The following is a 22,344-nucleotide window of genomic DNA, read 5'->3' as shown; positions in this document are numbered from 1 at the left end:
GGTCGGCCCCGATCGGCACCCCCCTGGACGCGAAGGACTGAGACCGGCCACGGCGGCGGTCGCCGAGGCGGCCGTGACCGGCGGATGCGCCCGCCACCGGGCCGCGGGTGGGCGGCCGCGCACGTCCGACGAAGAGGCGGGCGTCCTCGCTGGCCTCCACAGAAGACCGGAGAAGAATGTTGACCACGGGTACACCAGACGCGGCCTCCGGGTCGTCCCGGGCGAGGAGACGGCCGTGAGCAGTCGTGAAACCGAACAGGTCGAAGGGCCGCTCGACCCCGTCGCGGCCGCCGCCCGGCTCGCGGGCTCGGGGCTCTTCCCCGAATACGTCCTCTACGAACGCGAGGGGGTCTGGCTCTTCGGCGGCGGTGTGCGGTGGGGGGTCGACCTCGACAGCGACCGGGTCACGGTCCGCGGCGCCGACGGGACCGCCGACTCCCGCGACTACACCGGCAGCCCGGCCGACGCCTTGAACACGGCCCTGGCCGGGCTGCCCGACCCGTCCTGGCGGGCCTACGGCTGGGTGGGGTTCGACTTCGCGCTCCGGTCACGCGGGGCCCACCCGTCCGCCCCCGGGAAGTCCGCGCGGCTCGCCCGCCTCATCGTGCCCCGGACCGAAGTCCGCATCACCGCTGACGGGGCCCGGATCAGCGGGGGCGGGGCGCAGATGCGCGGGAAGGTGCTCTCCGTGCTGCGCGAGCAGGTCGCCGAACCGGCGCGGAACCGCGTCACGGTCGATCCACGAGCCGGTTCCCCGGCCTACCGCGCGCTCGTGGGCGGGGCCCTGCGCGAGATCGGACGCGGCGACTACCACAAGGTGATCCTGTCCCGGAAGGTCGAGCTGCCCTCGCCCGTGGACGTCCCCGCCACCTACGCGGTCGGCCGCAGGGCCAACACCCCGGCGCGGTCGTTCCTGCTGGATCTGGACGGGCTCCGCAGCGCGGGTTTCAGCCCCGAACTGGTCGTCACGGTCGGACCCGACCGCGAGGTCCTGACCAACCCGCTCGCGGGCACCCGGGCGGCGGGGCTCGGAGAGGCGGCGGACAGCGCCGCCCGCGCCGAACTGGAGGCCGACCCCAAGGAGATCCACGAGCACGCCATATCGGTTCGCGAAGCCGTCGCGGAGATGCGCTCGGTGTGCGTGCCGGACTCCGTCGCGGTGTCGGAGTTCATGGGCGTCTCCGTCCGCGGCAGCGTCCAGCACCTGGCGTCCACCGTCCGGGGGCGCCTGGGCGAGGACGCCACCCCGTGGCACGCCTTCGAGGCCCTGTTCCCGGCGATCACCGCGTCGGGGATCCCCAAGTCCCGGGCGATCGAGGCGATCACCCGTTTGGAGGAGGAGCGCGGACTGTACTCCGGGGCCGTGGTGACCGCCACATCCCGCGGTGAGCTCGACGCCGCGCTGGTCCTGCGCGCGGTCTACGAGGAGCAGGGCCGGGCCTGGCTCCGCGCCGGCGCCGGAATCGTGGAGGGCTCCCGGCCCGAACGCGAGTTCGAGGAGACCAGCGAGAAACTGGGCAGCGTACTGCCGCACGTCGTGCCCGCCTCGCGGCCGTGACCGCGCTGACGGACAAGCGCGACCGTCCCTTATCCGAGACAGCTGAGGTGGTCATGCCTTGACAGACATCCAACAGAACGGACTGATCCCCTACCTGCTCGCCAACCGGGCCTTCGTCGCCCCGGCCGTCGAACAGGCGGTCGCGGCGATGGGCCTGTCCGGACGCACGCGCCTGCTCGACGCGGGCACCGGCGCCGGAGGCGGGCTGGTGGCGCTGGCCCGGGCGGCCGGCCCGCGGGCCCGGGTCCTGGCCGTCGACCGCAACCCCGACGTGCTGGACCTCGCCCGTGAGCACGCGCGGTCCGAGGGGGTGTCGGACAGGGTCGAGGTACGCGCCGCCGACCTGGTCGACGTGCTCGACGAGGCCGCTGAATCCGGCGACGGGTTCGAGGCGATCTGGGCGTCGGACGTGGTCTGGCCCGGCAACTTCGACGACCCCGGGGCCCTGGTCGCGCGCGCCGCGCGCGCCCTGCGCCCCGGCGGCCTGCTGGGGCTGTTCACCAGCAACTACTACCAGGCCATGTTCCTGCCCGGCCGCTCACGGCTGGAGCGGGCGGCGCGCACCGCGTCCGAACTCAACTGGGGGATCCCCTCCGGGGGGACCGCCCACTATGAGCGCCACACCGCCTGGATGGCCGCCGCGGGACTGCTCGACGTGCATGTGAACGTCTTCCCCAGAGTGGGCTCGCCCGTCGACGCCGACCCGACCGTGCGCCCCTACCTGGAGAACGCCGTCTGGCCGGAAATGCGGGAGTCGGTGCTCAAGCGCGGCACCGACGCGGGCCTGAGCGGTGAGGAGGTGGCCGAAGTCGAGCGGCTCCTGACCCCGGGCCATCCGGACTACGTCCTCGACGCCCCGGGCTACTACATGGTCCATCCGACCGTGCTCGCCCTGGGGCGGCGGTCCTCGGACTGATCCCCCGGCCGACCGGCCCCTGCCGAGCGGGGCCGGTCGGCTTCGCGGGTCTGGGGGGAAGGGCTCCCACGACAGGACGCAAGCGCCGCCGCGGGCGGTGCTACGGCCCCGGTACCAGGCCGCGGTGCTCCGGGTCCAACGTCAGCACCCGGTTCGCACGGTCGGCGACACGCCGGTCGTGGGTCACCATGACGACGGCCAGGCCCTCCTCGGCCCGCAGGGTGTCCAGGAGGTCCAGGACCGTGCGTGCGCTCGCGGCGTCCAGAGCGGAGGACACCTCGTCGGCCAGCAGCACCCGGGGGCGTGCGGCCAGGGCGCGGGCGACGGCCACGCGCTGGCGCTGGCCGCCGGAGAGGCGGGCCGGCAGCGCGCGTCCGGTGTCCGCCGGCAGACCGACCCGTTCCAGGAGTTCGGGCACCTCGGCCGCGGCCTGGCCGCGGGTCAGCCCACGGAGCACCATGGCCGGGCGTGCCAGTGCCGTAGCGACTCGCTGAGCCGGGTTCAGGGTTCCGGCCGGGTCCTGGGCGATCAGCTGGACGGCCCGCAGCGTTTCCCTGGCACGGTCCGTGTGTCTGGCGGGCAGGGGCCGACCTCCGAGCGAGAACGAGCCCGCCGCGGGAGGATGGAGCCCTGCCAGGCTTCTGAGCAGCGTGGACTTACCGCATCCGGAGGGTCCCAGGACGGCGACCGCCTCCCCCGGGCCAACGGTCAGGTCCACCTCGTCGAGCAGCTCCCGGCCGTCCGGAGCCGTGAGACGGACCCCCCGCAGGCCGAGGACCTCGGCACCGCCCGGGTCCCGGGGACCCGCTGTCGCGGTGCTGACCCCGCGAACCGGTTCGGACTCACCGATGTCGAGGCGGACGTCGGCCACGCGATCGGCGAAACCCCGGTCGTGGGTGATCACGACGGTGCTCCTTCCGGGGCGCCCCCGCCGCTGTTCGAGGACGCCGAGCAGGAGTTCCACCGTGGCGGGGTCCAGGCCGCTCGTGGGTTCGTCGAGCACGAGGAGCCCGGGGTCGGCGACGACCGCCCGCGCCAGGGCCACACGCTGGGCCTGGCCTCCGGAGAGTTCGTGCGGGCGACGACGCCACAGCGCGTCGGCGTCCAACCCCAGTGAGGTGAGCGCCGCGCGGACGGCCTCGGCGTTCGCGCGCCGGAGACCGCCCGGCAGGGCTTCGGCGACCAGGGCGGAGGCCGGGCGCAGGGGGTGCAGGTCCGAGGCGGGGTCCTGTCCGAGCACGCCGGTACTGGCCCGGCGCCACCGGCGCGCCGCACGTCCCGCGGGCACCGGCGCTCCTTGCCAGCGCACCTGACCGGCCCGGCGCACCAGTCCGGGCGGCAACGCGTCCAGGGCGGCCAGGACGGCGCTGGTCTTGCCGCTTCCGGACGCGCCCATGACCGCGAGCACCGTGCCGTCCGGCACCCGCAGGTCCACCGGGCCCACCACGCGGGCGCCGTGTTCGTCCTCGACCAGCAGCGCCTCCGCGCACAGTCCCTCAGCCATCCGTGGACTCCTTCAGTACGGGTCCGCTGTCACGGACCCGGCTCGTGCGGCCGTCGGAGAGGTACAGCTGGGCCAGGAGGGCGAGCAGGACGGTGGTGACGCCCAGTGCCGCGGCCGGCGCACCGACGGCCCAGGGGTTGACCGCCACACCGGGCATGTTCTCCCTGAGCATGAGGGACCAGTCGGGGGCGGGCGGTTCGGCGCCCATGCCCAGGACGCTCAGGGCGGCGGCGACCTGGAGCGCGACCACCAGGCGAAGCCCCAGGTCGGCGGTGACCACCCCCCGCATGGCGGGGAGGACCTCCCTCGCCAGGATCGAAGCGGCCGTCTCGCCGCGCAGGAGTGCGGCCTCCACGTACCCGGAGGTGCGGACGGCACGGACCGCGTCCCTGACCACGCGCAGGGTGAGCGGGGCCCCTCCGCACACCGTCGCGAAGACCACCGCCGTGTGCCAGGGCAGGGCGATCGCCGCCACCAGGGCCAGCAGCAGGGAGGGCAGGGCGAGCAGCAGGTCGGCCGCCGCCGTGAGGGCCCGCGAGGCCGGACCGCCGAACCACCCCGCGGTCAGGCCTCCGACGGTCCCGACCGCACAGGCGCACACGGCGGCCGTCACGGAGACACTGATCAGGCCTCCTCCGCCGGCCAGGACACGGGACCACACATCGCGGCCCAGGGCGTCGGTTCCCAGGATGTGGCCGGGAGTGGGTTCCTGCCAGGGCGCCCCCAACGGGGTTGTGGGGCTGTGCGGCGCCCACCATCCGCCGAACAGGGCTACGGCCAGGACCGCGGCCGACAGCAGGGGGACGGCCGCGGAGGCGAGGAGCGGAAGGGGACGACGGTTCACGGCGAGCGCCTCCGGCGCGGTTCGGTCAGGGCGGAGACCAGGTCGCCGACCAGCAGTCCGGCCAACACGACCGCGGCGGCGACCACAGCGGTGGCCTGGACGACGGGCAGGTCCCGGGAGGCGATCGAGGAGACCAGCAGGGATCCGACGCCCGGATAGCCGAAGAGGGTCTCCACCAGTGCCGCGGCGGCGATCAGCCCCCCTGCGGACACCGCCATGACCCGGGTGAAGGGGGCCAGGAGAAAGGGCAGGACGTCGGTCGCCGCGATCCGCCAAGGGGGGACTCCCCGTCGGCGGGCGTCAGCCACGTGGGGCAGGCGCACGGTGTCGGCCACCGCGCCCGTCAACAGGCTCGCACCGAAGAACGCCGTGGGCAGCGCCAGAGCCGCCACGGGGAGAAACAGCAGTTCCGGATGCTGCCAGGGCGCGGCTCCAGGCGGGAGCAGGGAAACCGGGGGCACCAGACCCAGCACTCCGGAGAAGACGGTGACCAGCGCCGCGGCCGTGACAGCCGTGGGCACGGCCGCGCCTCCGGTGAGGACGGCCGTGGACGCCCGGCGGGCCCGCCTGTTCCCCCCCGCCCACCAGGCCAGGGCCAGGGACGCGGGGGCCGCCACCGCCAACGCTCCCCCGACGACCGTGAAGGTGGCCGGCAGCCGCTGGGCGAGGGCGTCGGCGACGGGGCGGCCGTTGACCAGGGACGTGCCGAGGTCGCCGGTGAGCAGGGATCCGGCCCAGCCGAGGTAGCGCCGCCAGGGCGCGGCGTCCAGGCCCAGCTCCTCCCGCAACTCCCGCACCTGCGCCTCGTCGGCCCCGGGTGAGGCACGCAGGTCCACGGCGTCCCCTGGCAGGAACTCGGTGGCGGTGAACACCGCCACCGACACCAGAGCCAGCAGGGACACCGCCCGGACGACGGCGAACGGGAGCGAGACCCCCGCGGCCGCCCCTGGGTCGCGGGGGCGGCCGACCGCGGGGGCGGCCTCGGGGCGAGACATCAGCCGGCGACCTCGACCCGCTCGACGAACAGGCGGTGGAAACCGGGACCGGTGGGCAGGCCGCTCACGCCGGGGCCCGTCAGGTCGATGCCGTCTCCCGTACCCCAGACCACGTAACCGCCCTCGTCGGCGACACGCTCCTGCAGGTCGGCGAGCATCGCGTGGCGGTCCTCCTCGTCCGCGGTGGCCAGCGCCTCGGTGAGGTCGGCGTCCCACTCGGGGTCGTTCCAGGCGGTCTCGTTGACGGGGCCGTCGGAGAGCAGGGACATGCGAGCGAAGTCCACGAACCCGTTCCCGCCCAGGCTGTTGAGGTAGAAGGGTTCGACGTTCCACACCTCGGTCCAGTAGGTGTCGGGCGCACCCATCTCGATCCCGACGCCTATGCCCGCCTCGGCGAGTTGTTCGGCGACCAGGGCCGCGGTCTCCTCCATGCCCGGGTAGGAGTTGGTGGCGTGCAGGGTGAGTTCGACACCGTCCGGGTGCCCCGCCTCCTCCAGCAGTTCGCGGGCCCGGTCCAGGTCGCGCTCGACCGGTTCGAGGTCGGGGGCGAAGGGCGCATCGGGGTTCAGGACGTCGGTGCCGGGCTCCCCGTAACCGAGGAAGACCGTCTCGACGAGTTGCTCGCGGTCCAGGGCGAGCTTGACGGCCTCACGCACACCCGGGTCGTCGAAGGGCTCGGTTTCCAGGTCCATGACCAGCGGGTAGTTCACCCCGGCGGGCCTGGTGACCACCTGGACCCCGTCGGACTCCTCGTGTTGTCGCGCGCTGACGGGCGCCACGCTGCCCGCGACGTCCGCCTGCCCCGAGGCCACCGCCTCGGCCCGCGCGGCGGGGTCGGGCATGGCGGTGATCTGGAGGGTCTCGTAGTCGGCGGCCCCGCCCCACCAGTCGTCGTTGCGTGTCAGGACCGCGGTGGTGTCGTCGTGCTCCTCCAACCGGAACGGTCCGGAGCCGGCCACGGGTTCGGTGATGTCGTCGCTGCCCTCGGGGACGACGAAGGTCAGGGAGGCGAGGGCGCTGCCGACCTCGGCATAGGGCTGGTGGGTGGCCAGTTCCAGGGTGTGCTCGTCCACCACCGAGGAGGACTCCAGGTCGAACACCGCCAGGCGTCCGTTGTTCTCGGCGCCCTTGCCCTGGATCCGCTCCAGCGAGAACAGGACGTCGTCGGCGGTGACGGGCTGGCCGTCGGAGAAGACGGCGTCATCGCGCAGGCTGACGGTCCACAGGTCGAGGGTCTCCCCGACCGGTTCCCAGGACTGGGCCAGGCGCGGCTGGACCGCACCCTCCGCGTCGGTCACCGTCAGCACGTCGTAGAGCATGGCGAACCGCATGTAGTCGGCCTCGTTGCTGACGCGGCCGTGCGGGTCGTGGGTGGTGGCCGCCGGAGCTCCGACCGCCGCGTAACGCAGGGTGGCGCCGTCGGCGGAGGCCTGTTCGCCTTCACCGCCGCCGCAGGCGGTGGCCGCCAGGAGCACCGCGAAGGTGACCGCGGGCATGGACCGTCTTCTCATATCGTTCGGCCTTTCTCGGGGGCGGGGCCGCGGGCGAAACGGCCTCGGGAGGTGTCTGCGACCGGGGGTCGGGTGCGGTCCCCGTGCCTGAGGGGGCGCCAGGCGACCGCGTTCAGGGCCCGCACTGGTCCCCGGACTGACATGTCGCTGTGGAACAAGGGGGTCGGATCCCCGTCGTCCTGGTCGGACGGGTCGGGTCGGCGCGGAGGTGTCGTCCGGTTCCGAGCCGGTCCACGCGGCCGACGGCCGGCAGCGGGGCGGGAATCGGGCTGTCACCACGGAGCCGGCACCCCGCCGCGCCCGACAACCGCGAGGGACGGACGGGACAGACGGGACGGAGGGTCCTCCACCGGGGGTTGGATCGGCGGGTGGGGATCCGTTCGAAGAGGGCACCCGGGGCGGCCTCGGCCTCCGGCCCGGCTTCCTTCGGCACTGAGCTGTACACCCCTGCGGTCGCGCTGGACAGGATAGTCAGTAATGAAAACCGTTTTCATTGCCGGTATGTCCATGTATAGCACCTTTAATCCCACGGATGCGACCCCGACTCCTGAGACCCCAGGAGAACCGGCGCCACGGGGCTGACCGCGCAGCCCCGGGAAGCCCGCCCGCAGGGCAGACGGACGTCCGGGACACGGGGGCACGGGGCGGCCTGGGAGCAGGACGACACCGGCGCCGGGAGTAGGCGCTCCACGCGTGGAGCGAGGCGCGGCGCGGGACGACGAGGGCGCCGAGGGCGCCGAGGGCGCCGAGCCCCCGACGGTCACGGTTCTCCTCGGAGCTGTTAGCCGTCGCGGTCACAGCGGTCAGCGTCCGCCGGACGACGCGGGCCCGTGGACGCGGGACAGCGGCCAAAGCCGATGGACGAGGTCCTCGACGACGTGGACTGACGGCCCGCATTCCCCGGTCACAGCCCCACTTCCCAGCCCACCGGAGAAGCAGAAAGGGGCCCACCTCGCGGCGGACCCCTCACTGACCTGCTATTCCTCTGTCGGGACGGCGGGATTTGAACCCACGACCCCTTGACCCCCAGTCACGCCCACCGTGGCCGCCAGGGGTCATTGGAGGTCACCAGACAACACAAACCCGCAGGCCAGGACGCCAGTCCCGGCCACCAGAGGACGGGAACGGTCAAGGAGGGGTGCCGACGGGCGCCCCTCTCCCAACCCCACCTCCACCCCACCAACAAGCGGGGAAATGACACAACCTGTTTATGATTCTATAAAACCCAAAAGGGATCATCCTATTCACTTGCAGAACGCGCCTCAGGGGGCTGCTCAAGATTCTGCTGTCGCTTTTTCTGCTCAGACTTCAGGCGATGCACTTCTGCGACAAATTCAGCAAGTTGGTCAGTTTCTTTCTTGATGTGCTTGTAGCGCCCAACTCCAATCTCAACCGCCTCCCATTCACTTTCAATTGAATCAGCGGTTTGCTGCAAATAGAAGCTGCGCTCCTTGTATTTGAAGTACCCCATAAAGCCACTGGACACCCCAACAACGAAAGTAACAGCAAGAATAACCCAACGAAGTTCAACAACCTGGACGACCAGACCGGCCATTCCCGTTGCAGCAAGAGACCCTACAATCACCATGCCTTGAAGGAAGTTATGAACCCTTCGGTAGGACCTGCTCTCCATGCGAAGTTGGTCAACATCTGAATATGCATCTTCCTTATAGGTAACCCTCCTCACATTCATATGGACACCTGCTTTCGCCATCATCAGCTTACGCTGATCGCGCTTCCGAGAAATGATCAGCTCAATCTTTCCCTCGCCGAGGCGAACTCCCTCCCGGACACGCCTGTCTTCATACGAATCATCCTGACCGTCACTTTCTTCCTCACCGGCCCCAGCCTCGCTGATTCCAGAATAATGGAGCGGGCCACCAGGATCTTTCTTCAAACGATACGAGGCCACACAAAACGCTAGCGCCATAGGGACAGCCGGGAGACAGATAGCAAACTTGAGCGAATCGCCAATCCAAGGGACCCACAACATCGCATACAAGAGAATAATGACGACCGGACCAAGAACAAGCGATACGTTTGACCACTTCCTCCTCCGCCTGGCTACGCCAAGGGCGAATTCAGCTTCGCGAATCTCATGATTGAGCAGAAGAAGATTCTCATTGACCTCTGGATCAACCTCTTCAATAGCACGTTCAGATTCACTCTCCATTTCGCCAGACCCTTCCCCCTCGGCGGACCCTTCTGGCATAATCTCATTTTCAGACATAGCACACCTCTCAAATAATTAGTCCGACAAAAACTCTCACTCGGGCGGAGTTAAAATAATAACCTTGTCGGTCACCCGAAATACCCATCCCGAAGAAAATGCGAGCATGCCGCTACAGAAATCAACCAGCCGTGCGGCCTGATTCGGATCCATTTTTCCAAAGTCAATCGAGACCACACGACCCTCACGGAATCTCTCCGAAATCAAATGCGCGGCAGCTCGGTACTCAGACGGAGAGAACCTGGCAACTCCACTAAGACGAACACTCGGCCCAGCATGGTCAATCAATCTATACGAGTTCATCTCCTCAGCATCTAATATAGACTTTTCAAACCCTCCACCGGATCGAAGTACGGGCGTTAAGTTGCTCGGGTCCTGAGACTTCCTTACTTTTCCCCTCTCCTTATACATGACCCAGAAGAACAGAAGCGCCGAGAAGACTATTAATAGACTTGGGCCCCATTCTCGAACAAACGAGGCAGCCAAAGTAATCATGGACACCGCAGCATCATAGTCACCAAAAGCGCTTAGCGTGTGCCTTTAGTAAGGACCGATGAAACATGACCAGATTCGGCCACCCTATTGCAGTTAAGACATTTCCCTGATATTAGGCCCGGAGGTGAGAACCTTCGGGTTGCCGCACGGATTCGTGCGGGTGCGGATGGCATCAGAAGCCCCATCGGAGCTTGGAGAGGCCAAGGGACTTCAGGCAGTCCGCATATGCCACCGATCGAAACCCAACTGCTATCGCATGGGGGAAATTACTAACTCCCACAGTTTGGGACGCCGATGCCACCTATCGGGAGGGTCGCTGGCTGGGGTAGGACCTGAACTGACCTGGGAGAAGTCATGCACACACCCCGACCAGTCATAGCGACTACCCGGGCGACCGACCGAGTGGCCGACTGACGGGTGGGGTTACACCTTCACGCAGTGACCAAGGAAGGCGCGTCCGACAACCTCCGGAAAGCCCTGTCCCCTCAGGGGGCTGAGCCGTAGCCTGGGAACCGCGACCTGACCAGGGAAGGACGGCGCCATGCCCCTCGACGGCACTCCGGACCCGCACGAGATCGAGGTCCCCTTCGGTACCCGGCTCAAGCTCAACCGCACCAGACGTGGCATGACCCGCGAGGTCCTCGGCGGCCTGGTCGGACGGTCCGCGTCCTGGGTGAAGGCGCTGGAGAACGGGCGGTTGGGAACCCCCAAGCTACCCATCCTGCTCCGGCTTGCGGAAGCGCTGCGTATACGCGACCTGTCCGAACTGACGGGTGAGCAGTCCGTCCCTGTCGAGCTGTTCACCGGCCCCGGGCACGCTCACCTTCCGGCCGTGACAGCGGCGATCAACGCCTTCCCCATGGTCATCTCGCGTCCCGCTCCTCCGGTCGCCCACCTCAAGGCCCGTCTGTCGCGGGCATGGAGTGCAAGGCACTCCGCGCCCAACCACCGTGAAGTGCTAGGCGATCTCCTTCCCGGGCTGATCGAGGACGCACAACTCGCCGTGCACCAAGCGGTTGACGGACCGACACGGCGTGCGGCTCAGGCAGTGCTGTCCGAGGTGTACGCGCTCGCACAGTTCTTCATCGCCTACCAGCCCGCACAGAGCCTCCTGTGGCGTGTGTGCGAGCGAAGCGTGGTCGCTGCCCAGGAATCAGGCGACCCGCACGCGTTGGGCGTCTCCGCCTGGCTCATGGCCCAAGCTCACCGGGACGCCGGCGACTGGGATGCGGCCGACGTGGTCACCACGAACACCACACGGCAACTGAGCGGCAACCTCGAGGACGGCACGGATGACGTTCTCGCCATCTGGGGTGCCTTGCAATTCGAAGCCGGATACACCGCCGCACGGCGCGGTGAGACCGGAAACGCATGGCGACACTGGGACACCGCCCAACAGGTCGCTGACCGGCTTCCCGGTTGCTACTACCACTCGGTGACGTCGTTCTCCCAGGCGATCATGGGTGCCCACGCTGTCACCGTGGCGGTCGAACTGCGCAATGGCGGCGAGAGCGTACGCCAGGCCGGACGAACGGCGTCGGACGTCATCCCGTCGCGCCCCCGACGAGCACGGCACCAGATCGAAAGGGCACGTGCTTTCTACCTGGACGCCCAACCGGACGAAGCCCTTCGCGTTCTGGCTGAGGCACACGAGGCAGCGCCGGAGACGATCAGGTACAACGGGTACGCACGTCGCATGATTCTCGAAGAGCTGGATTCCCGGCAACGGGAGCGGCGAGAGCAAGCGAACACACTGGCTGACAAGATCGGCATTCTCGCGTAGCCACCGATCAACGGCAGGGGGCACACTTTGTGCCCCCTGAGTCATGTCCGGCGACCTAGCGTCAGGCAACGAATCGACCCCCGCAACGCGGATGAGGCGTCCGGGGGCACGGCCAACGCTTACCAGGAGCGCTGACATGACGCACACTATCGCCCGTTTCTGGGCGATGCTGACACGACCTTTGTCCGGTCCGCAGGGACGGCATCACCGCCGCGGAACGCCCCCGCCCCTCCCCCGCCGAACGCCCCGATCAACCCATCAGCGTCAGAGTGTGGATGCGCTGGCTTGGGTCTCGCGTACGCGGCACCAGCCCGGTGAGTTCGACGAACTCGCCGCTCTCACCCGCTGCTATCTGGCGATGCGGGAGGAGCGATGAGCGACACCACCACGTTCACCGCCAAGAACCGCGCGGTGCTCGAATCATGGGCACGATCCATGAACGCCAAGGTGACCCAAGTCGCCGAGGACTGGCGGTCCATCACCTTCCAGGCCGAGGCCACGGACTCCGAGGGCACCCGGGTCCGCTGCCGGTTTCGTCAGCCCATCCCCCGCATGGTCGCCCTTCGGCGTCTGGCACGGACCTACGTCGTCGGACTCGTCCACAACGTGGACGGAGGGCAGTGCCACCACGTGCGCCGTGTCATCCCCACCGGAGGCACCGAGGTCGACGCCCGACGCAGCGCGATCCTGATCGCTTCGGCCCTGGTCGAGATCCAGCGCCACCACATGTGCGGAGCGACCGTGAGCAATCTGGAGCCCTACGTCGTGGAACGCGCCGTGAACTGGAAGCCCTGATCCTGAACCGCCCCTGAGCCCCGCCGCGCACCAGCGGCGGGGCTCACTGCTGTCCGCTCACGCCCTGCGTACGCAACGATCCCGACACGACCCCCGAGCACATGGCCCAGAAAGGCCCTCTCGATCGCAACCAGTAGATGAGAGCAGCAATCGCGATGGGAGGCAGTGCCAGTGGGTGAGAAGGTCGCGTACTCGGTCGAGGAAGCAGCACAGGCTCTGAGTCTGGGACAGACCACGGTCAAGAAGCTCATCGCCACCGGGCGACTCCCCTCGGTCCGTGTTGGGCGTCGGCGGCTCATTCCTCGTTCGGCTCTGGAGGACTACGTCAACCAGCTCATAGAGGACCAGGCACCGGCTTAGGCTGTACGGGACCGTTCCCGGGAAAGACGAGGAGTGGTGCCCAGGACGCCACGCAAGCCCACCAGGGCATTTCTGACCGACCGGCCCGACGTCTCGGTCTACTTCGACCGGGCCAAGAAGCTCTGGCGCGCGGAGATCCGCCTCCGGCAGGACCCGCACACCGGCCGCTGCCAGGTCAAGAAGGTCAGCAGCAAGAACAAGAACACCCTCTACGACAAGCTGTCCACGGTCCTCGAAGAGCTGGACCAGGGGGTCAACTCCCCCGCCCGCTACACCGTCGCCGACTGCGTCGCAGAGTTCCTGCGGGACCAGATCACGGACCTGGACCCCAACACCCAGGACAACTACACACGGCTCGCCAACACCCACATCACGCCCTACCTCGGCCGGTACCTGCTGGCAGAGCTGCGAGTGGCCGATGTGCTGGCGTGGCTGCGGGGACGCAAGCGGCATCTGTCGTCGCGGACGCTGCGGCTGGTGCTCAACCTGCTGGAGCGCGCCATCCGCTACGCACAGGTACAGGAGATGGTCGCCCGCAACGTCGCGGAACTGGCCAGACTCGACCAGCGGGGCAGGCTCAAAGGCGACAAGCCCGGACGGCCCTCCAAGTCCATGACGCTGGAACAGGCGGTCGCAGTGCTCGGTGCGGCCGAGGGCACACGGTGGTACGCCTACCTGGTGCTCTCCCTCGTCATCGGCGCGTGAACCGAGGAGATCCGGGCCCTGACGTGGGACCAGGTCGACACCACCGGTGACATCCCCACGATCCACGTGTGGACGTCAGTGCGCGGCGACGGGGACACCAAGACCAGGCAGTCACGGCGCTCCCTGGAACTGCCTTCCATCGCCGTCAAAGCCATCAACACCCATCGGGTGATGCAGGCCCGCGAACGCCTCGCGGCAGCCGAACTCTGGCAGGACAACGATCTCGTGTTCTGCACGAGCAACGGGACCCCGCTGGACCGCCACAACGTCCTGCGGGACCTGAGACGGACCATCGGAAAGGCAGGACTCAACGAGAACGAATGGACCGCGCGCGAACTGCGCCACACGTTCGTGTCCCTGCTCTCGGACCACGGCGTGAGCATCGAAGAGATCTCACTCCTGGTCGGCCATGACGGCACCGACACCACCGAACGCGTCTACCGCCACCAGCTCCGGCCGGTGCGCCGGTCGGCAGCCAAGGCCATGGACGAAATCCTGCACGACGTGGGCTGACGGCCCACCCGACCCCGGTTCAACCCCACTTCCCAGCCCACCGGAGACGCAGAAAAGGGCCCGCCTCACGGCGAGCCCCTTCGTGACCTGCTATTCCTCTGTCGGGACGGCGGGATTTGAACCCACGACCCCTTGACCCCCAGTCAAGTGCGCTGCCAAACTGCGCTACGTCCCGTTCGTCGAGCGGTCACCGTTTCCGGCCCCGCCGACGCAGAAGACTCTACCGCATCCGCCGGGGCGCTCGCACCGGCGGAGAGTCCGCCAAGCCCCGGGCCGCACCGGTCGCCCGGGTGGGCAAGATCGGTCAGGCGCCCGCGCGCCGCCGGTGAACATACTGGGTTCCATGACCGAGCCCACCCCAGGCCGGGACCGCCTGCGCGAACTGCTCGACGCGGTCCTGGACGAGGAGAACACCCGCCTCGCCGACATGGCGGACCACGCCTTCGCCTCACCGTTCCACTTCACCCGCAGACTGACCCGCGACACCGGGGAGTCACCGGTCGCGCTGCGCCGCCGGGTGCTCCTGGAACGCGCCGCCTGGCAGATCAGCCAGGGCAGCAGCGTGACCGACGCCGCGTTCGCGGCCGGATACGAGTCGGTCGAGGGGTTCACGCGCGCCTTCGGACGCGCCTTCGGGCACCCGCCCAGCGCCACCACGGCGGGCAGCGGCACGTGGCTGCCCGCGCCCAACGGCATCCACTTCCATCCGCCGATCCACCTGTGGATCGAGGACAGCCCCAGGGAGCGTCCCGGCATGGACCTGACCACCCTCCAGGTCCACCACGACGTGGACGACACCGCCCACCTGATCCGCCTCGCCGGGCAGCTGCCCGAGGAGGCCTACCGGCGGGTGCGGGCTCCCGGACAGACCGTCCTGGAGTGGGACGGGCCGGAGGAGTCCGTGGCCGCCGTGCTGGACCACCTGGTCCGGGCCAAGGAGATGTGGCTCGCCTCGATCGACGGCGCCGACCTGCCCGAACGGGGCGCGGACGGCGTGGAGGCGCTGGCGGAGCGGCACACGCTGGCGGGGGCTCGCTGGATCGCCGCGGTCGACGACATCGGGCGCAGGGGAGCCTGGGGCGACCGGCTGATCGACGCCCTGTGCGACCCGCCCGAGAGCTTCGTGCTGGGCAGCGTCGTCGCGCACATGCTCACCTTCTCCGCCCACCGCAGGCAGCTCGTGCGCCACATGCTGCGCGCGGAGGGCCTGGAGGTGGACCACGGCGACCCCATCGAATGGCTTCAGGACCGACACCACGACGGAGGTACACGATGAGCAGGACGGTCTACAACACCGCGACGAGCCTGGACGGTTTCATCGCCACCGAGGACCACTCCCTGGAGTGGCTGTTCGCCGCCGACGGGGGCGATGCCCTGAACGAGACCGAGGCCTTCATCCGCGGGGCGGGCGCGATCGTGTCCGGTGCGGGCACCTACGAGTGGATCCTGAAGCACGAGGGCGGCGATCCCTGGCCCTACCAGGTCCCCACCTGGGTGCTCACCCACCGCGACCTGCCCAAGGTCGAGGGCGACCTGCGCTTCGCCAGCGCCGACACCGACCAGGAACTGCGCGACCTGCACGGGGAGATGGTCGAGGCGGCCGACGGGCGCGACGTGTGGGTGGTCGGCGGTGGCGGCGTCGCCGCGGACCTGGCCCGGCTCGGCCTCCTGGACGAGGTGGTCGTGTCCGTCGCCCCGGTCACCCTGGGCGCGGGCTCGCCCCTGCTGGCCGGGCGCGTGGACCTGAGGGTGCTGGACGTGCACCGGGCCGGGGACTTCGCCTGCATGCGCTACGAGGTCGTCCGCTCCTGACCCGGGGTGCGCGGGGCCCGCCGCCACCGGCGGGCTCCCGGAACCCGCGCCTCGCTCCCGAACCGGGGCCCGCCCGCGCACCACCGGCCGGGCCCCGGGGCCTGCCGCTCTCCGCCCCGGCCCGGACGGGCGTCCCCGCCACACGGGACCGCTCCCCCGGTACACACGGGGCGGGCGCCGCGCCCCGAGCGCCGACGGCGGCACCTCGACGGCGTTCCGGCGCCGCCCGACGCGCACGGGAGCGCGGACGGCGTCCTGTCGGCGCCCCTCAGGCCCCGTCCAGCTCGCGCAGGCGCGCGGCGGCCCCGGCGATCTCGTCCTCGGTGAACACCGCGACACCGCCGTCCGCGAGCAGCCGCGCGGTGACCCCCTCGCCGGGCACCCTGCGCCCGCCGAAGGCACCGTCGTAGACCCGGTGCACCCCGCAGGAGGGACTCGACTCCTTGAGCACCGCCACCGCCACGCCGTGCGCGCGGGCGGTGGCCAGCGCCGCGCGGGCACCGTCCACGAAGTGCCCGGTCACGTCCCGCCCCTCCGGGGTGAGGATGCGCGCGCGGCCCGCGAGCACGTCGGCGGCACTCGCGCCGGGCTCGATCTCGGCGGGCGGCCGGGGCACCGGGAGACCGCCGGCGACCTCCGGACAGTGCACCACCAGGCGCCCCTCCGCGCGCCAGCGGGCGACCACGTCGTCCTCGACCGGCTTCGCGCGCCCGTCGTAGCGCACCCGGCGTCCCATCAGACACGCGCTGACCAGCACCCTGTGCATGGACTCCCCCTCTCGGCCGCCACCACGCTACCGGGGCGGCGACACGGACAGAGCACACACTCTCGTCACCCAGAGTGATTAAGTGGGGGGAGCACCAGGACCGCGGGGCAGCGAGGGGGAGACGTGAACGAGCCGCAGCCGCAGGGGCGAACGGCCCTGGCCACGGACCGCAGGGCGACGCGCAAGGCCGTGGTGGCCGCGGCGGTCGGCAACGCGACCGAGTGGTACGACTTCGGCGTCTACAGCTACCTGGCCGTCACGATCGGCCTGGTGTTCTACCCGGAGCAGACCCAGGGCACCCAGCTCATCGCCACCTTCACCACCTTCGCCGCCGCCTTCCTGGTGCGACCCCTGGGCGGCCTGTTCTTCGGTCCCCTCGGCGACCGGATCGGCCGCAAGCGCGTCCTGGCCTTCACGATGCTGCTCATGGCGGTGAGCACGTTCTCGATCGGGCTCATCCCCTCGGCCGCGAGCATCGGCTTCGCCGCACCCGTGCTCCTGCTCGTCGCGCGGATGCTCCAGGGCTTCTCCACCGGCGGCGAGTACGGCGGCGCCACGACCTTCATCGCCGAGTACGCGCCGGACCGGCGGCGCGGCTTCCTGGCCTCCTGGCTGGAGTTCGGCACGGTCAGCGGCTACGTCGGCGGCGCCACCGTCGTCACCGTGATGACCCTCCTGCTCGGCTCGGACACCATGCAGGACTGGGGGTGGCGCATCCCCTTCCTGATCGCCCTGCCGCTGGGCGCCATCGGCCTGTACCTGCGGGTGAAGCTGGAGGACACCCCGGTCTTCGAGCAGAACACCGAGGGCTTCGCCAAGGACTCCCACGGCGGGCACCGCGAGGGCCAGCTGCGCGCGACGGTCGTGGACCAGTGGCGCCACATCCTGCTGTGCGTGGGCCTGGTGCTGGTCTTCAACGTCAACAACTACGTCCTGACCGCGTACATGCCCACCTACCTGGAGGCCGAGCTGGGGTACGACCCCACCACGGCCCTGGTGCTGACCCTGGCCGCGATGGTGCTGATGCTGTTCGCGGTGACCGGGTTCGGGCACCTGAGCGACCTCGTGGGGCGCAGGCCCGTGCTGCTCTCGGGCAGCCTGCTCTCGATCGTGCTGGCCCTGCCCGCGTTCTGGCTGCTGCAACGGGGCGGCCTGTGGACGGTGGCCCTGGGCATGGTGGTGCTGGCGGTGACCCTGGTGCACTTCTCCGGCGGCGCTCCCGCGGCGCTCCCGGCGTTCTTCCCCACCAGCGTGCGCTACGGCGCGCTGGCCATCAGCTTCAACGTGTCGGTGGCGCTGTTCGGCGGCACCACCCCGCTGGTCGCCGAGGCGCTGGTGCAGTCCACCGGGAACCTGTACGCACCGGCGTGGCTGCTCATGGTCGCGGGCGTGGTGGGGCTGGTGGTGGTGTGGCGGATGAAGGAGAGCGCGAACCGCCCGCTGCCCGGCGCCCCCGCGATCCCGGTCCCCGGAGAGGAGACGGGCCGACCGCCCCGCACCCGCAAGGGCGGACCGGCGGGAAGCCGCCCGACGCAGGGCAACGTACGCCGCCTGCCCGGGGAGTCCTGACCCGGGCACGGGGAAGGCGTCGACCTGCTCGCCGCCGGGGCCGCGCCCACCGCTCAGGCGGCGCCCGCGGGCATGAGGCCGTTCCGGAGCAGGCTCAGGTAGGCGTCGGTGGCGGCGGAGCGCCGGTCGGCCGGGTGCTCGCTGACCGCGTGGATCAGGCCGCACAGCAGTTTGAGCAGGTTCTCACCGGTCAGCGGCGGCTGCGGGTGGACGCGTCCCAGCAGGCGCGAGGTCTCCCCGACCAGTTCGGCCTTGGCCCGTCGCAGGGACTCCCTCTCGTCGTCGAGGGCGATCAGGACGGTGAACAGGCCGGGGCGGGCGAGCGCCTCGGCCAACGCGGCCCGGAGGAACCCGTCGAGGGCGCCGCGCGGGTCCGGTTCGCGTTCGGCCTCGGCGGCCAGGCGGCGGAGTTCGACCACCGCGTCCTCCACCACGGCCTCCAGCATCGCCCGCTGGGTGGGGAAGAGGCGGTAGACCGTCCCCACTCCGACACCCGCGCGCCGGGCGAGCGCGTTGAGCGTGAGGTCGGTCTCCCCGGCGGCGACCGCCTGTCGCGCCTCCTCGAAGATCCTGCGGTTGTTGCGCGCGGCGTCCGCCCGCATGGGGCCTCCTCGGTCCACGAAGTGGATAACTTATCGACTTATCGTGCTACGTTGAAGTGGATAGCTTATCAACTTCCTCCCCAGGAGTAGGCATGACCATCGTGTTCGTCCACGGGGTCCCCGAGACGCCCTCGGTCTGGAACCCCGTCCGCGCGCTCCTCCCCGAGGCCAGCGTGGCGCTGCGGCTGCCCGGCTTCGGCGGCCCCCGACCGGCCCGCATGCGCGGCAAGGAGGACTACGCGACCTGGCTAGCCGAGGAGCTGCGCGCCGTCGACGGGCCGATCGACCTCGTCGGCCACGACTGGGGCGCCCACCTGGCCATGCGCGTGGTCTCCGCCCACGACGTCCCCGTCCGCAGCTGGGTCTCCGACGTCGCCCACGGCTGGCACCCCGACTACCGGTGGCACGACGCGGCCACGCTCTGGCAGAGCAGTCCCGGGGGCGAGGAGTCCCTGGCCGGGCTGCGCGAGGCCGCTCCCGGCAGCGGGGGCACCTTCGGGGACCTCCTCCAGCCCCGCGGCATGAGCCCCGAGCTGGCCCGGGAGGTCGACGACGTCCACGACGAGGAGATGAGCGCGGCCGTTCTGGCGCTCTACCGTTCGGCGTGGCCCAACTTCCACGCCGACTGGGGCCAGGACCTCGACGGCCACGCCAAGGCGCCCGGGCTCGTGCTCGCCCCGACCGGGGACCCGATGGCGCACCCGGAGCAGGACAGGGAGGTGGCCCGCCGCCTGGGCGCCCGGTTCCAGGAGCTGGACGGGCTCACCCACTACTGGATGCTCCAGGACCCCGAGCGGGGCGCCCGCGTGCTGCGCGACTTCTGGGCCTCCCTGGACGCCTGAGCACCCGGACGCGACGGCCGACGCACGCGACGGCCGCGGGTGCGGGAAGCCGGACAGCCGGGCCCCGGACACCCCGTGCGCACGGCGAAGGGGGCTCCCCGACCGGGGAGCCCCCTTCCTCATGCCGTGGCCGGAGCGGTACGGCTACCGGCGGCGGTGCTTGCGGTCCGGACGCACGCTGCCCTTGGAGGCGCGGCCCTGGACCCCGCCCTTCTTCTCACGGATGCGCATGCTGATGTGCACCGGGGAGCCCTCGAAGCCGAAGTCCTCCCGCAGACGCCGCTCGATGAAGCGGCGGTAGTTGTCCTCCAGGAACCCGGTGGTGAACAGGATGAAGTGCGGCGGGCGCGAGCCCGCCTGCGTCGCGAACAGGATCTTGGGCTGCTTGCCGCCGCGCACCGGCGGCGGGGTGGCGGCCACCAGCTCCTTGAGCCAGTTGTTGAGCTGCCCGGTCGGGATGCGCTGGTTCCACCCGCCCAGGCTGGTCTCGATCGCCGGGACCAGCTTCTCCATGTGGCGGCCGGTCTTCGCCGAGACGTTCACGCGCGGCGCCCAGGAGACCCGCGCCAGCTGGCGGTCGATCTCCTTCTCCAGGTAGGTCCGGCGGTCCTCGTCCAGGATGTCCCACTTGTTGAAGGCCAGGACCAGGCCGCGGCCCGCCTCCACGACCTGCTCGACGACCCGGATGTCCTGCTCGGCGAGGGGCTCGCTGACGTCCATGAGCACCACGGCGACCTCGGCCCGCTCCAGGGCGGTGCCGGTGCGCATGGTGGCGTAGTAGTCGGCGCCCTGGAGGGCGCGGAAGCGTCGGCGGATACCGGCGGTGTCGATGAACTTCCAGGTCCGCCCGCCCAGCTCGATCAGCTCGTCCACCGCGTCGCGGGTCGTGCCCGCCACCGCGTCGACGACCACCCGGTCCTCGCCGGCGAGCCGGTTGAGCAGACTGGACTTGCCCACGTTGGGGCGGCCCAGCAGCGCGATGCGGGGCGGGCCGTCCTCGCCCTCGTCCTCCTCCTCGCCCAGGGGCTGCTCGGGGAACTCGGCCACGAGCGCGTCCAGCAGGTCGCCGGTGCCGCGGCCGTGCAGGGCGCTGATGGGGAAGGGCTGGCCCACGCCCAGCTGCCACAGGTCGAGGGCGTCGGCCTCCTGCCTGCTGCCGTCGACCTTGTTCGCGGCCACCACCACGGGGCGCTTGGTCGAGCGCAGCACGCGGGTGACGGCGGCGTCGGCGTCGGTGACGCCCACCGTCGCGTCGACCACGAACAGGATGACGTCCGCGGTCTGCGCGGCGTACTCGGCCTGGCGGGCGACCATGGCGGCCAGGCCGCTGACACTGGTCTCCCAGCCGCCGGTGTCGACCAGGGTGAACCTGGTGTTCTGCCACTCGGCGTCGTAGGCGACCCGGTCGCGGGTCACGCCCGGCACGTCCTCCACCACGGCCTCACGGCGGCCGATGATGCGGTTGACCAGGCTGGACTTGCCCACGTTGGGGCGCCCGACCACCGCCACCACGGGGAGGGCGGCGGGCTCTTCGGCGTCCGCTCCCCCGTGGACGACGTCGGAGATGTCGAAGTCACTCATGAACTGCTCCCGGTTCTGGGTCCTCGCGCGCCCAGGATGCGTGCCGCGAGGATGCGAAGGGCCGACCCGACCCGGTGTCCCGGGCCGCACGGGTCGACGCGGGCGCCGACGGCGCCCGTGTACTGGCCACGGGGAGGAACCCCCGCGGATGTCGTTGTGTTCCCCCGAAGGGGCTGTTGGGGACGGATGTGTCCGGTGTTACGGCCGAGGAGTGTCCCCGTCCGCCGCGGCGCGGCGGCGCCCAGCCGTGTGGGTCAGTGGCCGCGGGCCTCGTCGGCCAGCTTGACCACCAGGGCGACGACCTCGTCCAGGGTCAGCCCGCTGGTGTCGAGCTCGGTGGCGTCCTCGGTCTGGCGCAGGGGCGAGTGCGCCCGGCTGGAGTCCAGGGCGTCGCGCCGGGCCAGGTCGGCCTGGGTGGCGGCGACGTCGACGCTGCGCACCTCCCGGCTGCGGCGCTGGGCACGCGCCTCGGGGCTGGCGGTCAGGAAGAGCTTGACCGGGGCGTCGGGGGCGACGACGGTCGTGATGTCGCGTCCCTCGACCACGATGCCCGCGCTCTCGGCCCTGGCGGCGGCGATGATCTCGCGCTGGGTGCGCACGAGGCGCTCGCGCGCCGCGGGCACGGCCGAGACCGCGCTGACGTTGGTGGTGACGTCCCTGCCGCGGATCTCGGCGGCGACGTCGCGGCCGTCCACCGCCACGGAGGGCGCGCCCGGGTCGGTGCCCATGGTGATGACGGGGGTGTCGACGAGGGCGGTCACGGCGTCGGCGTCGTTGACGTTCACGCCCTGGGAGAGCATCCACCAGGTCAGCGCGCGGTACATGGCGCCGGTGTCGAGGTACCGCAGCTCCCGCGCCTTGGCCACACCCCGGGAGGTGCTCGACTTGCCCGACCCGGAGGGACCGTCGATCGCGATGACGATGCCCTCGGTGCTGTCCTGCGCGCTCACTGCCGTTGACTCC

General features: G+C 70.6%; 21 protein-coding genes and 1 tRNA gene. 11 read left to right on the top strand and 11 right to left on the bottom strand.

Going from position 1 to position 22,344, the window contains the following annotated elements; translation table 11 throughout:
• The first annotated feature begins 235 nt into the window (after positions 1 to 235).
• Together HGB44_RS16010 and HGB44_RS16005 are read left to right on the top strand one after the other, a co-directional pair.
• Positions 236 to 1,558 (top strand): salicylate synthase, encoded by a 1,323-nt coding sequence (locus HGB44_RS16010; protein WP_061078578.1) that lies wholly within the window; start codon positions 236 to 238, stop codon positions 1,556 to 1,558.
• 58 nt (positions 1,559 to 1,616) lie between these two features.
• The gene (locus tag HGB44_RS16005) at positions 1,617 to 2,474 is read left to right on the top strand and encodes an SAM-dependent methyltransferase (protein WP_061078577.1); all 858 of its coding nucleotides are present in this window, start codon (positions 1,617 to 1,619) and stop codon (positions 2,472 to 2,474) included.
• Between the two features lie 100 nt (positions 2,475 to 2,574).
• Here HGB44_RS16005 and HGB44_RS16000 read toward each other — a convergent pair whose 3' ends face one another.
• From HGB44_RS16000 to sepF, 6 genes are all read right to left on the bottom strand, one after another.
• Positions 2,575 to 3,978, bottom strand: a complete 1,404-nt coding sequence (locus HGB44_RS16000) for an ABC transporter ATP-binding protein (protein ID WP_061078576.1) — start codon at positions 3,976 to 3,978, stop codon at positions 2,575 to 2,577.
• A complete protein-coding gene (locus tag HGB44_RS15995) occupies positions 3,971 to 4,822 on the bottom strand; it encodes an ABC transporter permease (RefSeq protein WP_061078575.1) in 852 nt (283 codons plus the stop codon). The genes HGB44_RS16000 and HGB44_RS15995 overlap by 8 nt, the downstream gene beginning before the upstream one ends.
• The gene (locus tag HGB44_RS15990; protein ID WP_061078574.1) at positions 4,819 to 5,817 is read right to left on the bottom strand and encodes an ABC transporter permease; all 999 of its coding nucleotides are present in this window, start codon (positions 5,815 to 5,817) and stop codon (positions 4,819 to 4,821) included. Before HGB44_RS15990 ends, HGB44_RS15995 begins: the two co-directional genes overlap by 4 nt.
• Positions 5,817 to 7,328: an ABC transporter substrate-binding protein gene (locus HGB44_RS15985; protein WP_061078573.1), complete on the bottom strand. Its 1,512-nt coding sequence runs from the start codon at positions 7,326 to 7,328 to the stop codon at positions 5,817 to 5,819. The genes HGB44_RS15990 and HGB44_RS15985 overlap by 1 nt, the downstream gene beginning before the upstream one ends.
• A 1,240-nt stretch (positions 7,329 to 8,568) precedes the next feature.
• Positions 8,569 to 9,558, bottom strand: a complete 990-nt coding sequence (locus HGB44_RS31595; RefSeq protein WP_210751734.1) for an SLATT domain-containing protein — start codon at positions 9,556 to 9,558, stop codon at positions 8,569 to 8,571.
• A gap of 36 nt (positions 9,559 to 9,594) precedes the next feature.
• Complete coding sequence (gene sepF, locus HGB44_RS15975; protein WP_231972234.1) at positions 9,595 to 10,053, bottom strand: cell division protein SepF; 459 nt, start codon at positions 10,051 to 10,053, stop codon at positions 9,595 to 9,597.
• 541 nt (positions 10,054 to 10,594) lie between these two features.
• Between sepF and HGB44_RS15970 the strand changes: the two genes are divergently transcribed.
• The 5 genes from HGB44_RS15970 (at position 10,595) to HGB44_RS15950 (ending at position 14,209) form a co-directional block, all read left to right on the top strand.
• Entirely contained in the window at positions 10,595 to 11,836 is a 1,242-nt protein-coding gene (locus tag HGB44_RS15970) for a helix-turn-helix domain-containing protein (RefSeq protein ID WP_061078572.1), read from the top strand.
• Between the two features lie 372 nt (positions 11,837 to 12,208).
• Positions 12,209 to 12,631: a hypothetical protein gene (locus HGB44_RS15965; RefSeq protein WP_210751733.1), complete on the top strand. Its 423-nt coding sequence runs from the start codon at positions 12,209 to 12,211 to the stop codon at positions 12,629 to 12,631.
• A 171-nt stretch (positions 12,632 to 12,802) separates the two neighbouring features.
• On the top strand, positions 12,803 to 12,991 hold the full coding sequence (locus HGB44_RS15960; RefSeq protein WP_082768189.1) for a helix-turn-helix domain-containing protein: 189 nt from the start codon (positions 12,803 to 12,805) through the stop codon (positions 12,989 to 12,991).
• Positions 12,992 to 13,027: 36 nt separating this feature from the next.
• Positions 13,028 to 13,696: a tyrosine-type recombinase/integrase gene (locus HGB44_RS31960; RefSeq protein WP_168444032.1), complete on the top strand. Its 669-nt coding sequence runs from the start codon at positions 13,028 to 13,030 to the stop codon at positions 13,694 to 13,696.
• 9 nt (positions 13,697 to 13,705) lie between these two features.
• A complete protein-coding gene (locus HGB44_RS15950) occupies positions 13,706 to 14,209 on the top strand; it encodes a tyrosine-type recombinase/integrase (RefSeq protein ID WP_168444035.1) in 504 nt (167 codons plus the stop codon).
• A gap of 101 nt (positions 14,210 to 14,310) precedes the next feature.
• On the opposite strand, the gene HGB44_RS15945 is transcribed toward HGB44_RS15950, so the two are convergent.
• Positions 14,311 to 14,384, bottom strand: a tRNA-Pro gene (locus HGB44_RS15945).
• A 168-nt stretch (positions 14,385 to 14,552) separates the two neighbouring features.
• On the opposite strand from HGB44_RS15945, the gene HGB44_RS15940 reads away from it, so the two are divergent.
• Both HGB44_RS15940 and HGB44_RS15935 read left to right on the top strand, forming a co-directional pair.
• A complete protein-coding gene (locus HGB44_RS15940; protein WP_061078570.1) occupies positions 14,553 to 15,485 on the top strand; it encodes a helix-turn-helix domain-containing protein in 933 nt (310 codons plus the stop codon).
• Positions 15,482 to 16,021, top strand: a complete 540-nt coding sequence (locus HGB44_RS15935; RefSeq protein ID WP_061078569.1) for a dihydrofolate reductase family protein — start codon at positions 15,482 to 15,484, stop codon at positions 16,019 to 16,021. The genes HGB44_RS15940 and HGB44_RS15935 overlap by 4 nt, the downstream gene beginning before the upstream one ends.
• Positions 16,022 to 16,289: 268 nt before the next feature.
• Here HGB44_RS15935 and HGB44_RS15930 read toward each other — a convergent pair whose 3' ends face one another.
• Complete coding sequence (locus HGB44_RS15930; protein ID WP_061078568.1) at positions 16,290 to 16,787, bottom strand: DUF523 domain-containing protein; 498 nt, start codon at positions 16,785 to 16,787, stop codon at positions 16,290 to 16,292.
• 123 nt (positions 16,788 to 16,910) lie between these two features.
• Between HGB44_RS15930 and HGB44_RS15925 the strand changes: the two genes are divergently transcribed.
• Positions 16,911 to 18,356, top strand: a complete 1,446-nt coding sequence (locus HGB44_RS15925; RefSeq protein ID WP_061078567.1) for an MFS transporter — start codon at positions 16,911 to 16,913, stop codon at positions 18,354 to 18,356.
• Between the two features lie 53 nt (positions 18,357 to 18,409).
• Here the strand turns inward: HGB44_RS15925 and HGB44_RS15920 are convergent, their stop codons facing one another.
• Entirely contained in the window at positions 18,410 to 18,958 is a 549-nt protein-coding gene (locus tag HGB44_RS15920; RefSeq protein ID WP_061078566.1) for a TetR/AcrR family transcriptional regulator, read from the bottom strand.
• A gap of 92 nt (positions 18,959 to 19,050) precedes the next feature.
• Here HGB44_RS15920 and HGB44_RS15915 point away from each other — a divergent pair, with 92 nt between their 5' ends.
• On the top strand, positions 19,051 to 19,800 hold the full coding sequence (locus tag HGB44_RS15915) for an alpha/beta fold hydrolase (RefSeq protein ID WP_061078565.1): 750 nt from the start codon (positions 19,051 to 19,053) through the stop codon (positions 19,798 to 19,800).
• Positions 19,801 to 19,944: 144 nt separating this feature from the next.
• Here HGB44_RS15915 and der read toward each other — a convergent pair whose 3' ends face one another.
• On the bottom strand, positions 19,945 to 21,381 hold the full coding sequence (gene der, locus HGB44_RS15910) for a ribosome biogenesis GTPase Der (RefSeq protein ID WP_061078564.1): 1,437 nt from the start codon (positions 21,379 to 21,381) through the stop codon (positions 19,945 to 19,947).
• 254 nt (positions 21,382 to 21,635) lie between these two features.
• Entirely contained in the window at positions 21,636 to 22,331 is a 696-nt protein-coding gene (gene cmk / locus HGB44_RS15905; RefSeq protein ID WP_061078563.1) for a (d)CMP kinase, read from the bottom strand.
• Positions 22,332 to 22,344: the final 13 nt, after the last annotated feature.

It is taken from the genome of Nocardiopsis alborubida, from assembly GCF_012396365.1.
Taxonomy (GTDB): Bacteria; Actinomycetota; Actinomycetes; order Streptosporangiales; family Streptosporangiaceae; genus Nocardiopsis; species Nocardiopsis alborubida.
This window is presented reverse-complemented; position numbering and strand designations above follow the sequence as displayed.